Below are 14,358 nucleotides of genomic sequence, written 5' to 3'. Positions count from 1 at the left end.
GCATGAAGGTCCTGGGCGCCACCCTCACGCCGGTCGCCTTCGCCGACCCGCCGCTGCTCAACTGCATGGGCGTGCACGAGCCGTCGGCGCTGCGCAGCGTGCTGGAGGTGGAGTGCGAGGACGGCGTGGTCGGGCTCGGCGAGTCCTACGGCGACGCCTCGTTCCTCGAGCAGGCGCGGCGCGTGGTCGAGCGACTCGCCGGGGCGGACGTGTTCGACCTGCCCGGCCTGCGGCGCCTGGTCACCGAGACCCTGGCCGGCGCGGTCGTCACCGACGCCCACGGCCTGATCGGCGGCTACTCCGCCGACAAGACGGTGGCCAGCGTGTACTCGCTGATCGAGGTCGCCTTCCTCGACGCCCAGGGTCACCGGCTCGGCGTCCCGGTCGTCGACCTGCTGGGCGGTGCGGCCCGTGATCGCGTGGACTTCTCGGCCTACCTGTTCTACAAGTACGAGACCCACCAGGACGGCTCCGGCGACCGCTGGGGACGCGCGCTCACACCCGCGGAGATCGTCGGGCAGGCCACCACGATGATCGAGGAGTACGGCTTCGGCTCGATCAAGCTCAAGGGCGGCGTCTTCGCCCCCGAGGAGGAGTGCGAGGCGATCGAGGCGCTGGCCGAGGCCTTCCCCGACCTGCCACTGCGCCTGGACCCCAACGCCGCCTGGCAGGTGGACACCTCGGTGAAGGTGGCCGAGCGGCTCGACGGCGTCCTGGAGTACCTCGAGGACCCGACCCCGGGCATCGAGGGCATGGCCGCGGTGGCCCGGCGGGCACCGATGCCGCTGGCCACCAACATGTGCGTGGTCTCCTTCGCCGACGTCGCACCCGCCTTCCGGGCCGAGGCGGTCGGCGTCGTGCTCTCCGACCACCACTTCTGGGGCGGGCTGCGCGACACCCTGGCGCTGGGCACCACGTGCGGCGCGTTCGGGGTGGGCCTGTCGATGCACTCCAACAGCCACCTGGGCATCAGCCTGGCCGCGATGGTGCACGTCGCCGCCGCCACCCGGCAGCTCACGTACGCCTGCGACACGCACTGGCCGTGGAAGACCGCCGACGTGATCGAGCCCGGCGTGCTGGACTTCGAGGGCGGCGCGGTCGCCGTACCCACCGGCCCGGGGCTGGGCGTCAGCCTCGACCGCGACGCCCTCGCCCGGGCACACGAGCGCTACACGACCTGCGGTCAGACCAACCGCGACGACGTCAGCTACATGCGCCGCTGGGAGCCGGGCTTCACGCCCAACACCGCTCGATGGTGAGGCTGGTCGGCTACGCCTACCCCTGGGACGTCGTCGAGCCCGGGTTCGTCGAGCGAGCCCGCTCGCTCGGCGTCGACGAGGTCGCCGTGGCGGTGAGCTACCACAGCGCCCGGGCAGCGACCCCGTGGTCGACGCGGCGCAGCAGCGTGATCGCCAGCCATGCCGCCGTCTACCGTGCCGTGCGCGAGACGGCGTTCGGCCGGCTGACTCCGGGTCGACCGAGCTGGGTCGAAGCGGACGTCGCCGAGACGGCGTTCACGTTGCTGAACGACGCCGGTATCGCCGCCAGCGCCTGGCTGGTGCTGCTGCACGACTCCCGGCTGGGCGCCGCGCACCCCGAGCTCGCCGTGCGCAACCACCTCGGTGAGACGTATCCCTGGGCGCTGTGCCCCTCCCATGCGGAGGTGCGCGACTACGCCACGGTGCTGGCGGTCGAGGCGGTCCGCGACCTGCCGGTGCACCGCGTGGTGCTGGAGTCGTGCGGCCAGATGGGCGTGCTGCACCAGTGCACGCACGAGAAGACCGACGCGGTGTGGACCGCCGACGACGTCCGCCGGCTCAGCACCTGCCACTGCGAGGCCTGCGGCGCCGGCGGCCTCGAGCGGCGCCAGGAGTCCACCGACCTGCTGCGCCGCCAGCTCGTCGACGCCCTGGCGATCTCGCGGGACCGGCTGGTCCTGCACGCCTCGCCCGACCCGTGGGAGACCGGCGCGAACCCCGGCCTCACCGCCTCGGCCGCAGCCGACGTCGGCACCGTCGTCGTCAAGGCCTGGGACCCCAGCACCGGCGCCGACACGGTGCGGGCGACACAGGCCGAGCGCGTCGGCGCCTACGTCACGGCCGTCGGCCCCACGAGACTGCCCGACCCGAAGGGCTACGCCGCGGCACTGGCACAGGCCGGCGCCGACGAGCTGCACCTCTACCACCTCGGCCTCGCGGGCCCGGCCCGCTGGCCCGACCTGGAAAGACTGAGCGCATGACCGATCTGGAGAAGACCCTCACGGCCGCCGCCGAGGCAGCGGCGCCCTTCGCCGCGAGCACACCGCAGGAGCGCGCCGGCTGGCTGCGCGCCGTCGCCGACGCCCTCGACGCGGCCGCCGACGAGCTGGTGCCGCTGGCCCACGAGGAGAGCCACCTGCCGGCGGAGCCGCGACTGAAGGGCGAGCTGGCGCGGACCACGTTCCAGCTGCGCCTGTTCGCCGACGTGCTGGTCGACGGCGCCTGGCTCGACGCGACCGTCGACCACGCCGACCCGGACTGGCCGATGGGCCCACGGCCCGACATCCGCCGGGCGCAGACCGCGATCGGGCCGGTGCTGGTGTTCGCGGCCAGCAACTTCCCCTTCGCCTTCAGCGTCGCCGGGGGCGACACGGCCTCGGCGCTGGCCGCCGGCTGCCCGGTGGTGCTCAAGGCCCACCCGGGTCACTTGCGGCTCTCCGAGCGCACCGGCCAGGTGGTCACGGAGGCGCTGGCCCGGGCCGGCGCGCCCGACGGCGCGTTCGCCGTCATCGCCGGCGACGAGGCCGGCGTGGCCGCGCTGCGCGACCCGCGCATCGTCGCGGCGGCGTTCACCGGCTCGGTCAAGGGTGGCCGCGCGCTGTTCGACATCGCGGGCGCACGGCCACGGCCGATCCCGTTCTACGGCGAGCTCGGCAGCCTCAACCCGGTGGTGGTGACCCAGGCCGCGCTCGACGCCCGCGCCGCGGAGATCGCCGAGCAGTTCGCGGCGTCGTTCACGATGGGCGCCGGCCAGTTCTGCACGAAGCCGGGCCTGCTGCTGGTGCCCGACGGCACCGACCTGGACAAGGCGCTGGTCGACGCCGTCGGCACCACGAAGCCGCAGCCGCTGCTCAACGACAAGATCGCCGACGGCTACGCCCAGCGCGTGAGCGACCTCGCCCGCGCCGGCCGCATCGCCGCCGTCGAGGGCGGCAGCCACCAAGCGCCCGCACCACAGCTGCTGGGGGTCACCGCCGAGGAGCTGCTGGCCGACGTCGAGAACCTCGCCGAGGAGGCGTTCGGCCCGACGTCGGTCGTGGCGACCTACCGCTCGCCCGACGAGCTGCGCGCCGTGCTGGACGCGCTCGAGCCGAACCTGACGCTGACCGTGCAGGCCGAGGAGTCCGACGCCGACCTGGTGCGCGACCTGATGCCGTCGCTGCAGCGACTGGCCGGCCGGCTGCTGTGGAACCAGTGGCCCACCGGCGTGACCGTCACCTGGGCCCAGCAGCACGGCGGCCCCTACCCGGCGACGACCGCGCCCACCACGACGTCGGTGGGCACCGCCGCCATCGAGCGCTTCCTGCGCCCCGTCGCCTGGCAGGGCTTCCCCGACGCCCTGCTGCCACCGGCCCTGCAGGAGGCCAACCCCTGGTCGCTCCCCCGTCGCGTCGACGGGACACCTCACCCCTGAGAAGAACCCCCCACCGCCTACTCGGAGGCACTGCAATGGCGCAGACAACCGCACCACCTCGCAACATCGGCCGCTTCACGCTCTACTTCTTCGGCGCGCTCGGGGGTGTGCTGTTCGGCTACGACCTGGGCATCGTCGCCGGGGTGCTGCCGTTCGTGACGGAGCTGTGGCACCTGAGCAGCTGGGGCACCGGCGTCATCACCGCCAGTGTCTCGGCCGGGGCCGTCGTCGGCGCGATCCTCTCCGCGCGCACCAACAAGGCGCTCGGCCGGCGGCGCACCATCCAGCTGGCCGGCGCGGTGGCGCTGGTGGGCACGGCCATCGCCACCGTGGCCGGATCGGCCGGGGTACTGACCTTCGGCCGGTTCGTCATCGGCATCGGGGTGGGGCTGTCGTCCTCGACGGTGCCGACGTACCTCTCCGAGCTCGCGCCGGCCCGGCTGCGCGGCGCCCTCGGCGCGCTGAACCAGATCTTCATCGTGCTGGGCATCCTCGTCGCCTTCCTCACCAGCTACGCCCTCGGCAAGTCCGGCGACTGGCGGATCATGCTCGCCGGAGCAGCGGTGCCGGCGATCGTGCTCATCGTCGGCCTCTCGATCCTGCCGGAGACGCCGAGGTGGCTGCTGCAGCACGGCGACGAGGCGTCCGCGCGAGCCGTGCTGCGTCAGTCGCACGGGTCCGACGCCGACCTCGACCACGAGCTCGCCACCATCCGCGAGGTCATCGCCATCGACGAGCAGCGCGGCCGGCCGGGCGACCTCTGGAAGCCGTGGGTGCGGCCGATGCTCTTCGTGGCCGTGCTCCTGGCGGCGGGTCAGCAGCTCTCGGGCGTGAACGCGATCAACGCCTACTACCCGACCATGCTGATCGCGCTGGGCCTGGCCACGCAGGCGGCGCTGCTCTCCGGCGTCCTGCTGGGGATCACCAAGTTCGTGTTCACCGCGTGGGTGGTCTTCGTGGTGGACAAGTGGGGCCGCAAGCCGCTGCTGCTGGTGGGCAACGTCTTGATGGCGGTCTGCCTGCTCGGCGCCGGGCTGGTGGCCACCAACGTCACCGACACCGGCACGCGCGGCCTGCTGATGCTCGTGCTCATCATCGTCTACCTCGCCGGCTACGAGCTGGGCTGGGGCGCGATCGTCTGGGTGATGATGAGCGAGGTCTTCCCGCTCAAGAACCGCCCGGCCGGCATGGGCGTGAGCAGCGTCGTGCTGTGGGCGATGACCGGCGTGGTCACCGCCGTGTTCCCGCTCATCTCGGCGCCGCAGCGGCTGGGCATCGGCGGCTCGATGTTCGTGTTCGCCGGCATCAACGTCGTGCTCTTCTTCCTCACCTGGTGGCTGGTGCCCGAGACCAAGGGGCGGTCGCTGGAGCAGATCGAGCTGGACCTGCGGGCCCGTGCCGGGCTGCCGACCGACGCCGGCGCGGTCACGCGATGACCGACCGCATCACCCGGGTCACGGTCTCCTCGGTGACGCTCCCGCTGCCGACCCCGATCAGCGACGCGAAGGTGCTGACCGGGCGGCAGCGGGCGATGACCGAGGTGGCGATGCTCCTCGCGGAGATCGACACCGCGGAGGGTCACCACGGCTTCGGCTTCTCCTACTCCAAGCGCGCGGGCGGGCCCGGCCAGTACGCGCACGCGGTCGAGGTGGCGCCCGACCTCGTCGGCGAGGACCCCAGCGACATCGGCCGGCTGTGGACGAAGCTGGCGTGGGCCGGCGCCTCCGTCGGGCGCAGCGGCCTGTCCATACAGGCGATCGCGGCCTTCGACGTCGCACTGTGGGACCTCAAGGCCCGGCGGGCCGGCCTGTCGCTGGCCAAGCTGATCGGCTCCCACCACGACGCGGTGCCGACGTACAACACCTCCGGCGGGTTCCTGCACACCCCGGTCGACGAGGTCTGCGCCAACGCCACCACGGCGCTGCAGCGCGGCATCGGCGGCATCAAGGTGAAGGTCGGCCAGCCCGACTGGCGCGAGGACCTGCGGCGGCTGGAGAAGATCCGCGCCCACCTGGGTGACGACGTGCCGCTCATGGTCGACGCCAACCAGCAGTGGGACCGGGCCACCGCGATGCGCATGGGCCGGCTGCTCGAGCCGTTCGAGCTGGTCTGGATCGAGGAGCCGCTCGACGCCTACGACGTCGAGGGGCACGCCCACCTCACCCGCACCCTCGCGACGCCCGTGGCCAGCGGCGAGATGCTCACCTCGGTGCGCGAGCACCTGGCCCTGGTGGACGCCGCGGCCGTCGACGTGCTGCAGCCCGACGCCGCCCGCGTCGGCGGCATCACCGAGCTGCTGACCCTGCTCACCCATGCCTCGAGGCACCACCTCACCGTCGCGCCGCACTTCGCGATGGAGCTCCACGTGCAGCTGGCCGCCTGCTACCCGGGCCCGGTCTGGGTGGAGCACTTCGACTGGCTCGAGCCGCTCTTCGAGGAGCGGCTCGAGACCCGGGACGGCCAGATGGTCGTCCCCGACCGACCCGGTCTGGGACTCACCCCGAGCCAGCAGGCCCGGGCCTGGACCACCGATTCCGTCACCGTCTCGGAGGCACGATCGTGAACCCGTACTCGGATCGGCACACCGCCAGCGCCGTGGCCAAGATCTTCCGCCGGGTGGTGCCGCTGTTCGTCGTCATGCTGATCTGCAACCAGCTCGACCGCGGCAACATCGCCTTCGCCCAGGAGCACCTGGAGGCCGACGTCGGCCTGGGCGACGCGGCGTACGGGCTGGGCGCGGGAGTGTTCTTCATCGCCTACGCCATCTTCGAGGTGCCCAGCAACCTGCTGATGGAGCGGTTCGGGCCGAAGATCTGGCTGACCCGGATCATGATCACCTGGGGACTGGTGTCGGCCGGGATGGCGCTGGTGCAGGGCGAGCGCTCGTTCTACGTGCTGCGCTTCCTGCTCGGCGTCGCCGAGGCGGGCTTCTTCCCGGCGATCATCTACTACTTCACCCGCTGGGTGCCGAACTCCCACCGCGGTCGCGCCATCGCGCTGTTCATCGCCGGGTCGTCGATCGCCGCCGCGATCTCCGGACCGCTGTCGGTGCCGCTGCTCTCGATGCACCTGTTCGGGCTCACCGGCTGGCAGTCGCTGTTCGTGGCCGAGGGCGCGCTGTCGGTGGTGATCGGCGTCGTGGCCTACGCGATGCTCGACTCGCGCATCGAGGACGCCACCTGGCTCAGCGCCGAGGAGCGCACCGCCCTGGCCGACGTCGTGGCCGCGGAGGACGCCGAGCGCACCCGTCGCGCCGAGCAGACCGCCGGCCAGGCCAAGCCCTCGCGGCTGCGGGTGCTGGTCGACCCCACCGTGCTGGGCTGCTGCGCGATCTTCTTCGCCTGCTCGATGGCGATCTACGCCACGACCTTCTGGCTGCCCTCGATCCTGCACGACATCCCCGGCGCGGGTGACACCGAGGTGGGCTGGCTCTCGGCCATCCCGTGGGTGTTCGCGATCGGTGCGGCCTTCGGCTTCAACCGCGTCGCCGACCGGCATGACTCCCACCGCCGCTGGCTGGTCCTCACGCTGGTCGTCGCCGCGGTGGCCACGATGATCAGCGCCTTCACCGGCCCCTGGGGCGCACTGGCGCTGCTGACCGTGGGCACGATGTGCTTCAAGGCGGCGAGCTCGCTGTTCTGGGCCGTGCCCGAGCGCAGCATGCACCCGGCCGTGCTCGCGCCGGCGATCGCGATCATCAACTCCCTGGGCAACCTGGGCGGCTTCGTCGCGCCGTACGGCTTCGGCGTCGTCAAGGCCCAGACCGGCACGGTGAGCCTGGCCCTGGTGGCGCTCGCCCTGTTCGGCCTGCTCGCGGCGGTGCTGGCGGTGTTCGTCGGACGCCGGCGGCGGACGCCTCCGATGGTGACCTCAGCAGCCCCCGCGGTATAACCACGCCTATGGAGCCGGGCGCCTGGGAGGAGGACTACCTCGAGGAGCTCGAGCGGCTGCAGGCCAGCGGACTGTCGACCACCGAGCTAGCCGACGCGCTCGAACAACGAGCGGCCAGCAGCCCGCCGGGTTCGGTGTCCCGCAGCGGCTTCCTCAACGCCGCGGGCGACTTCTGGGGCTTCGCCGAGGACACCGAGCGCGCCGAGGCCGCCTTCCGCGCCGCCATCGCCGACGCCGGTGACCCGGACCGCTACGCCGTCTCCGCGCTCCTCCTGCTCCTGCTGCAGCACGGCCGCGACGACGAGGCCGACGCAGTCCTCGCCGACCTGCTCACCGCCGCCCGCGCCGCCACGCTCTCGTCGCTCACCTACGAGATGGTCGGCCAGGCGCTCGCCGACGGCGGCCGCCCCCGTGAGGCGCTGCGCTGGTTCACGATGCCGCTGCGCGACGTCGACCCCGACGCACTGGACGACGACGACCTCGCGCTGCTCGCCGGACGCTACGAGGTGCGCCGGACCCTGGGGCTGGGCGAGGACCGCTTCGACCAGGTCACGGTGGAGCTGCGCTCAGCGTTGGACTGAGACGGTCGCGACGGGTTCTGTCAATCGGCCACGGGGACGCCTGTGGACAGCACACACTGGCGCCCTCACACGCAGTCTCGAAGGAGAGATCCATGCGCTCAGTCCTGGCCGTCATCGCGCTCGTCGCCGGCCTCGGTCTCGTCACACCCGGGGCCGCCACGGCGGCTGCGCCGTCCAGCGACACCGCCTCCGCGCACTCGGTCGCCCACCGGCACGCCTGCACCCGGACCTCCAGCGGGACCTGCATCCGTGGCGGCGAGTTCTGCCGGCAGTCCCAGTACGGGCACAGCGGGTGGGACGCCGTCGGGCGCCGTTACGTCTGCAAGGGTAGCCACACGCACCCGCACTGGATGGTGCCGTAGGCGCACGCCTACGCCGGCCGCCCGGCTCGTAGCGAGCGCTCGGCCAGGTCGGCCAGCTCGTCGCCGGTCAGGTCCGGCCAGCCGTGCAGCGACCGACGCCACGCGGTCGGCACCGCCGATGCACCCCACCGCGCGCCGAGGAGAGCACCGGCGATGGCGGCGATCGTGTCGGTGTCGTCGCCGATGGCGATGGCGGCCTCGATCCCACGCGCCAGCGGGTCGGAGGAGTCGGCCGGAGTGCGGCAGACGGCCGACCACGCGGCCTGGAGCGCGGTGACGACGTAGCCGTTCGGGCGCAGGCGCGAGGAGTCGAAGCGCTCGGCCTCGTCGACCCGCTCGCGCCAGAAGTCACGGGCCGCGCCGGGAAGATGCACCAGCAGGTCACGCAGGTCGGGCATCGACGCGTGCGTGAGTGCGTGGTCGATCGCCAACGACCACAGGGCGCACGCCTCGCCGGCGCGGGGGTCGGCGTGCGTCAGCTCGCTGACGGCGACGGCCGCTGCGACGATGACGGTCGGGTCGCCACGATGGGCCAGCGCGACGGGCGCGGTGCGCATCAGGGAGCCGTTGCCACCGGCCCGGCCCGTCCTCTCCAGGTACGCGCGGGCGGCCGCCGTCATCTCGGCCGCGGTGGGGTGCGGGCTGAGGGCGCCGAGGATCGCGTGCGTCTGCCGGCCGGCGTCGGACGGGTCGCCCGCGTACCACTCGGCGAAGCCGCTCGCGACGGCGTCGAGAGCCGCCGGCGTGCGCAGGTCCGCTCCGGTGACCACCACGCGCAGGAGGGCCGCCGTCTGAGCAGTGTCGTCGGTCCACTCCCCCGCCCCGCCGGCGCCGAGCGCGTCGCCGGCCGCGACGCCGAGCACCGTGCCGCGAACCCGGTCGATCAGGCCCGCGTCGTCCGGGCCGCTCACCCTGGGTCCGGGGCGGCGACGTCCGCGCTCCACCGCGCTCGTCGCTCGTCGTCGGACTGCTCCCACCACGGCGTGCCGCGTTCGCCGAGGGCGACCTTGGCCGCCTGCACGCCGGCCCGGGAGGCGGCCTCGGCGTCGGTGTCCTTCGTCCGGCGCACCTCGCGGCGCCAGGCCATGAGCACACGAGTGAGCTCGGCGCGGCGGTCCTCGGGGATGGCCGGGTCGGTGGCTCGCCAACGGCGACCGTCGATGAGCACGTAGCGGCCGTCGTCGGTGCGCTCGGGCTCGGCCACGTCGCGAGCGTAGGCGCGGTCACGGGGCGGCGCGAGCGACCGCCTAGCCTGGAGCCGATGGGACGGCTGGCGCGGTGGGGACGCACGGCGGGCCGAGGGGCGGCGCTGGTGGCCGTCGTCGCGGTGGTGGTGGCGCCGCTGGCACTGGCCTGGGGCGTGACGACGACGCGGGTGCACGACACCATCGGCGTGTCGCCGGCCACCTTCAGCCTGAGCACCGACGGCCGCAGCGCGTTGGAGCTGGGCCTGGCCGGGACCGTCTACGTGCCGCGCGCGAAGGGTCCGTTCGGCCTGGTGGCGCGGGTCGACGCACCCACCGACGCCGACGCGCTGCCCGACGGCACCAGCGACCTGGCCTCGCTGGTCTCCCCCCAGATGCTGGAGGTCTACGCCGGGCTCTACCACCACCCCGGCCGGGCGATCGACGGCTACGTCGACCTGCTGCGGGCCCGCCTGGTGCACGACGTGCTGCTGGCCGAGGTGCTGCTGACCGTCGTGGGCAGCGGCGCGGTGCTGGTGCTGCGGCGGGTCCTGCCGCTCGGCGAGGTGGGACGCGGCCGGACCGCCGGAGTGGTGCTGCTCGCGCTCGTGCTGACCACCGCGAGCGCGGTGGCGGTGGGGCGGGTCGACCGGACGCCGGCGTCCGGCGCGTCGTACCCGCTGCCGGTGCTGGACGACACCGCAGCAGCGGGCGCCACCACCGACAGCCCCGTGCTCCGGCTGCTGCTGGGCGACGCGGTCACCAAGATCCGGGTCCTCACCCAGCGCCAGACCGACGCCTCCGACGACTACCGCACTCGGGCGAGCGCGCAGCTCGACGCCCAGGCCGAGGCGATGGCCGTGCCGGAGAAGGGCGAGACGGCGGTGCTGATGCAGTCGGACATGCACTGCAACGAGGTGATGATCGCGCTGCAGACCCAGGTACGCCGGATGCTGGAGAAGCAGGCCGGCTCCGAGGTGCCCGCGGTGCTGGCCATCGCCGGCGACCTCACCACCAACGGCACTGCTGCGGAGCGCGACTGCGTGCGCGCCGAGCGGGCGGTCGCCGGTACCAAACCGGTGGTGGCCGTGACCGGCAACCACGAGAGCGACCAGAGCGTCCAGCAGATGAAGAGCGCCGGGATGGACGTGCTCGACGGGTCCACGAGGACAGTCGGCGGGCTCAGCTTCCTCGGCGCCCCCGACCCCGAGCGCACCGAGCTGTTCGGCGCCAGCCACCTGTGTGGCACGGCGACCGAGACGTCGATGGGCACGGCGCTGCGCCGGCGGGCCGAGGACGACAAGCCCACCATCGTCTTGGTGCACGAGGCGTACGCCGCCAAGGCGTTCCTCGGCACCGAGGAGAACATGCGGACCTTCGACGGATCCGACGTCTTTGACGTGCCCGCCTCGGCGGTCTTCTACGGCCACTGGCACCGCAGCGTGCCGCCGCGCGTCGTGCAGAACTCCGACGGCACCTGGACGCTGGTGATGGAGCTCGACACCAGCGGCGGCGCCATCGCCACCCCGACCTTCAACCACTTCTCCACGCCGTGGACCCCGCCCGCGCAGGAGGCGTCGTTCCCGGTGGTCTTCGTCGACGACGAGACGCGCCTGGTGACCGGCTACCAGCTCTACTCCTTCGCCACCGACGGCACGGTCACCGTGCAGCCTCGCGTCGACGTCGGGCCGACCAGCTAGTGGCCCGGGCGAGAAGAACGTTGCGTAGGTCGCGGTCTGAGTGCGTGCATCGCAAGGCGGCGTCTCGCCGACATACCGGGTGTCTTTCCAGCGATGTCAACGCAGCGAGGTGCGTGCTCGGGCTGCGAGATACGCGGCGGAATTCGAGTTCGGGACACTCAACGAAACGACGTGCGGAGCACGGCGGGGGTGGTGTCCCAGCGCGCCCGCATCACCCGGGTCAGGTGCTCCTGACCGGCGAACCCGCTGGCCGCGGCCACGTCGGCGATCGGCAGCTCGGTGGTGCGCAGCAGCCGCTGCGCGTGCTCGAGCCGCACCGTGATCAGGTAGCGGTGCGGCGGCACGCCCATGCGCGCCTTGAACGCGCGCGCGAACTGGCTCTCGCTGAGCCCCACGGCTCCGGCCAGCGCGGCCAGGCTGATGCCGTCGGCGAGGTGCTCGCGCATCAGCTCGGTGGCCACGTCGAGCTCGCGGTCGCCCAGGCCGCGCGAGGCCGGCACGCTGCGCTGCCGCGGCACCGCCGCGTGGCGCTCGGCCAGCTGGGCGGCCACCGCGGTGCCCAGGCTGTCGACGTAGAGCCGGGCGCTGTCGGTGTAGGAGCGCGAGACGGTGTCCAAGGAGAGCACCAGCTGCTCCAGCAGCGGGTCCTTGGTGCCGATCTCCTCGGCGAGGTCGACCGGACGGCCGGCGGCGTCGGCGACCATCGTCTCGTCCAGGTACATGTGCAGCGTGCGCAGCCGACCGCCCAGCTCGACGTCGAGCTCGCGCCCCGCGGGGTGCAAGAACATGCCGCCGGCGCCGATCGTGCGGGTCTGCCGGGTGGTGCCGGTGCCGCGCGAGACCTGCACCGGCCCGTCGAGGTGCAAGATCAGCAGGTGGTTCGACACGCCGCCGAACGCGGCGTGGTAGGGCTGCTCGGCCTGCACCGAGAGCAGCATCCGCTCCCACCCCAGGCCGGCACTGGTGCGCTCGGTGGCCACCCCGGGCAGGTCGAGGATCCCGAGGGTGTCGTCGGGCGAGAGCTCCTGCGCGACGCTCATACCGGGTCACCTCCTCGGCGTGTTACCCCGGTCACATCGTCTCACGAGCGGCGGCCGAGCACAGCGCGATAGCCCACCGGGAACAAGGTGGTGCCCCGCGAGCCCGCGAGCAGCCCCCACAGCCCGCGCGGCGCGAGCAGCACCATCGCGATGGCCACGACGCCGAGCACGATCAGGTACGTCGCACCGTAGTGCGCCAGCGTCTGCTGCAGCACGAAGAACACCACGGCCCCCACGATCGGCCCCTCGATGGTGCCGACGCCGCCGATGACCACCATGAAGACCATGAACGCGGTCCACTGCACGCTGTAGACGCTGTCGGGCTGCACCCGCAGCGAGCCCAGCGCCAGCACGCCCCCGGCCAGCCCGGCACCGGCCGCGGCCAGCACGAACACGACCCGTTTGGCCGTGGTGACCCCGACCCCGGTGCTGGCGGCGGCCACCGGGTCGTCGCGGACCGCGGCCAGCCCCAGCCCGAACCGGGAGCGCACCAGCAGCACGCTGCCGACGACGACCACCGCGGCGGCGGCCAGCGCCACCCAGTAGGTCAGGGCCAGCCGCACGTCGCGGTCGTAGCCCGACAGCGACGTGATGGACGTACCGGAGCCGGCGCCCACCGCGTCCCACTGCACGGTCAGCAGCCGGAACACCTCGGCCACCACCCAGGTGCCGATGGCGAAGTAGCCGCCCACCAGCCGGAAGGCCAGGAACGAGACCGGCACGGCCACCACCCCGGCCATCACGGCCGCCACGGGCAGCGCGAGGAAGCCGTTGAGGCCCACGGTCTGCGCCAGGTAGGCGACGGCGTACGCCCCCAGGCCGATGGAGGCCTGCTGCCCCACCGAGACCATGCCGCCGTAGCCGGCCAGCAGGTTCCACGTGACGGCGAGCATCACGTAGGCGAAGAGGTTCACCAGCCCGAACAGCTGCTGCGGCGCGACGACGAACGGACCGGCCGCCAGCGCCACGACCACCACGAGGAGCAGCGGCGGCCCCACGCGCGAGGCGCCGGTCCAGCGGACGACGCCGACGGGGTGGGCCACGTCGGCGCTCACGCCGGCACCGCCCGCCCGAACAGGCCCTGCGGGCGCAGCGCGAGCACGAGCAGGAAGACCAGGTGACCGGCCAGCACCTGCTGCGCCGGGTCGACCCACGCGCCGACGTTCTGGGCGACGCCGAGCACGATGCCGCCGGCCAGCGACCCCCACAGGTTGCCCAGCCCGCCGATGATGACGACCTCGAAGGCGAAGATCAGCAGCGAGGGCCCGCTGCTCGGGGTGAAGCTGGTCTGCGCCCCGGACAGCACGCCGGCCACCGCCACGGTCGCGAACGCCAGCGCGGTGGCCACGCCGTAGACGTGTCGGTGGTCGACGCCGGCCAGCTGCGCCGCCTCGCGGTCGTCGCTGGTCGCCCGCATGGCCCGGCCGGTGCGCGTCCGGCTCAAGAACAGGGCCAGCCCCGCCAGGATCAGCACCGCCACCACGAACACCAGCAGCGGGTAGACACCCAGCGCGAACGCGCCCACGTGCAGGCTGGCGGTGTCGAGGCGACCCAGCCGCAGCCGGTTCTGGTCGGAGGAGAAGACCTCCAGCAGCCCGTTCTGGATCACGATGGAGAGCGCGAAGGTGACCAGCAGCACGGGCAGCGGGCTCGGCGAGAGCGCGCGTTGCAGCAGCAGCCGCTGCACCGCGTAGCCCAGCAGTGCGAGCACCGGCACCACCACCAGGAGCGTCGCCCAGACCGGCAGCCCCACGCCGGTGACCAGTACCAGGGCGACGAACGCGGCCAGGGTGGCGAAGTCGCCGTGGGCGAGGTTGACGATGCGCATGACGCCGAAGACGAGCGAGAGCCCGGTGGCGAAGATGGCGTAGAGGCCGCCGAGCAGGACGCCCTGCAGCACGGCGTTGGTCAGGTCCACGGCCGGGCCT

Annotated in this window: 14 protein-coding genes; 9 read left to right on the top strand and 5 right to left on the bottom strand. The window is 73.1% G+C overall.

Annotated features, from left to right (window positions below; genetic code table 11):
• Positions 1-2: 2 nt before the first annotated feature.
• The 8 genes from D9V37_RS03295 (at position 3) to D9V37_RS03260 (ending at position 8,506) form a co-directional block, all read left to right on the top strand.
• Positions 3-1,259, top strand: coding sequence for an enolase C-terminal domain-like protein (locus tag D9V37_RS03295; RefSeq protein WP_121804959.1), 1,257 nt, complete (start codon positions 3-5; stop codon positions 1,257-1,259).
• A complete protein-coding gene (locus D9V37_RS03290; protein WP_232524707.1) occupies positions 1,253-2,239 on the top strand; it encodes a hypothetical protein in 987 nt (328 codons plus the stop codon). The genes D9V37_RS03295 and D9V37_RS03290 overlap by 7 nt, the downstream gene beginning before the upstream one ends.
• Positions 2,236-3,672, top strand: a complete 1,437-nt coding sequence (locus D9V37_RS03285) for an aldehyde dehydrogenase (NADP(+)) (protein ID WP_121804647.1) — start codon at positions 2,236-2,238, stop codon at positions 3,670-3,672. Before D9V37_RS03290 ends, D9V37_RS03285 begins: the two co-directional genes overlap by 4 nt.
• Before the next feature lie 35 nt (positions 3,673-3,707).
• Entirely contained in the window at positions 3,708-5,108 is a 1,401-nt protein-coding gene (locus tag D9V37_RS03280) for a sugar porter family MFS transporter (RefSeq protein ID WP_121804646.1), read from the top strand.
• Positions 5,105-6,235 carry an L-talarate/galactarate dehydratase gene (locus tag D9V37_RS03275; RefSeq protein WP_121804645.1) on the top strand — a complete coding sequence of 377 codons (1,131 nt, stop codon included), beginning with the start codon at positions 5,105-5,107 and terminating at the stop codon, positions 6,233-6,235. Before D9V37_RS03280 ends, D9V37_RS03275 begins: the two co-directional genes overlap by 4 nt.
• A complete protein-coding gene (locus D9V37_RS03270; RefSeq protein WP_198412337.1) occupies positions 6,232-7,563 on the top strand; it encodes an MFS transporter in 1,332 nt (443 codons plus the stop codon). The genes D9V37_RS03275 and D9V37_RS03270 overlap by 4 nt, the downstream gene beginning before the upstream one ends.
• 8 nt (positions 7,564-7,571) lie before the next feature.
• Positions 7,572-8,144, top strand: a complete 573-nt coding sequence (locus D9V37_RS03265) for a hypothetical protein (protein ID WP_121804644.1) — start codon at positions 7,572-7,574, stop codon at positions 8,142-8,144.
• 92 nt (positions 8,145-8,236) lie between these two features.
• A complete protein-coding gene (locus D9V37_RS03260; RefSeq protein ID WP_121804643.1) occupies positions 8,237-8,506 on the top strand; it encodes a hypothetical protein in 270 nt (89 codons plus the stop codon).
• An 8-nt stretch (positions 8,507-8,514) separates the two neighbouring features.
• On the opposite strand, the gene D9V37_RS03255 is transcribed toward D9V37_RS03260, so the two are convergent.
• Together D9V37_RS03255 and D9V37_RS03250 are read right to left on the bottom strand one after the other, a co-directional pair.
• The gene (locus tag D9V37_RS03255; RefSeq protein WP_198412336.1) at positions 8,515-9,417 is read right to left on the bottom strand and encodes an ADP-ribosylglycohydrolase family protein; all 903 of its coding nucleotides are present in this window, start codon (positions 9,415-9,417) and stop codon (positions 8,515-8,517) included.
• A complete protein-coding gene (locus tag D9V37_RS03250) occupies positions 9,414-9,710 on the bottom strand; it encodes a hypothetical protein (RefSeq protein ID WP_121804642.1) in 297 nt (98 codons plus the stop codon). Before D9V37_RS03250 ends, D9V37_RS03255 begins: the two co-directional genes overlap by 4 nt.
• A 57-nt stretch (positions 9,711-9,767) precedes the next feature.
• On the opposite strand from D9V37_RS03250, the gene D9V37_RS03245 reads away from it, so the two are divergent.
• Entirely contained in the window at positions 9,768-11,390 is a 1,623-nt protein-coding gene (locus D9V37_RS03245; protein WP_121804641.1) for a metallophosphoesterase family protein, read from the top strand.
• Between the two features lie 158 nt (positions 11,391-11,548).
• Here D9V37_RS03245 and D9V37_RS03240 read toward each other — a convergent pair whose 3' ends face one another.
• Genes D9V37_RS03240 through D9V37_RS03230 form a run of 3 tightly spaced genes read right to left on the bottom strand, consistent with a single transcriptional unit; the run spans position 11,549 to position 14,348 of the window.
• Complete coding sequence (locus D9V37_RS03240; protein WP_121804640.1) at positions 11,549-12,430, bottom strand: helix-turn-helix domain-containing protein; 882 nt, start codon at positions 12,428-12,430, stop codon at positions 11,549-11,551.
• Positions 12,431-12,471: 41 nt separating this feature from the next.
• Complete coding sequence (locus D9V37_RS03235; protein ID WP_198412335.1) at positions 12,472-13,485, bottom strand: branched-chain amino acid ABC transporter permease; 1,014 nt, start codon at positions 13,483-13,485, stop codon at positions 12,472-12,474.
• Positions 13,482-14,348 carry a branched-chain amino acid ABC transporter permease gene (locus D9V37_RS03230; protein ID WP_121804639.1) on the bottom strand — a complete coding sequence of 289 codons (867 nt, stop codon included), beginning with the start codon at positions 14,346-14,348 and terminating at the stop codon, positions 13,482-13,484. The genes D9V37_RS03235 and D9V37_RS03230 overlap by 4 nt, the downstream gene beginning before the upstream one ends.
• Positions 14,349-14,358 lie beyond the last annotated feature (10 nt).

Origin of the sequence: Nocardioides mangrovicus, from assembly GCF_003674065.1 — a bacterium.
Classification (GTDB): domain Bacteria; phylum Actinomycetota; class Actinomycetes; order Propionibacteriales; family Nocardioidaceae; genus Marmoricola; species Marmoricola mangrovicus.
Note: the sequence above shows the minus strand (reverse complement) of the source record. Positions and strands in the feature narration are given on the sequence as shown.

What these genes read in the sequence shown, in the direction of transcription:
- D9V37_RS03295 (WP_121804959.1), top strand. Translation starts at nt 3, where the DNA reads ATGAAGGTCCTGGGCGCCACCCTCACGCCGGTCGCCTTCGCCGACCCG.
- D9V37_RS03290 (WP_232524707.1), top strand. Translation starts at nt 1,253, where the DNA reads ATGGTGAGGCTGGTCGGCTACGCCTACCCCTGGGACGTCGTCGAGCCC.
- D9V37_RS03285 (WP_121804647.1), top strand. Translation starts at nt 2,236, where the DNA reads ATGACCGATCTGGAGAAGACCCTCACGGCCGCCGCCGAGGCAGCGGCG.
- D9V37_RS03280 (WP_121804646.1), top strand. Translation starts at nt 3,708, where the DNA reads ATGGCGCAGACAACCGCACCACCTCGCAACATCGGCCGCTTCACGCTC.
- D9V37_RS03275 (WP_121804645.1), top strand. Translation starts at nt 5,105, where the DNA reads ATGACCGACCGCATCACCCGGGTCACGGTCTCCTCGGTGACGCTCCCG.
- D9V37_RS03265 (WP_121804644.1), top strand. Translation starts at nt 7,572, where the DNA reads ATGGAGCCGGGCGCCTGGGAGGAGGACTACCTCGAGGAGCTCGAGCGG.
- D9V37_RS03260 (WP_121804643.1), top strand. Translation starts at nt 8,237, where the DNA reads ATGCGCTCAGTCCTGGCCGTCATCGCGCTCGTCGCCGGCCTCGGTCTC.
- D9V37_RS03245 (WP_121804641.1), top strand. Translation starts at nt 9,768, where the DNA reads ATGGGACGGCTGGCGCGGTGGGGACGCACGGCGGGCCGAGGGGCGGCG.
- D9V37_RS03240 (WP_121804640.1), bottom strand. Translation starts at nt 12,430, where the DNA reads ATGAGCGTCGCGCAGGAGCTCTCGCCCGACGACACCCTCGGGATCCTC.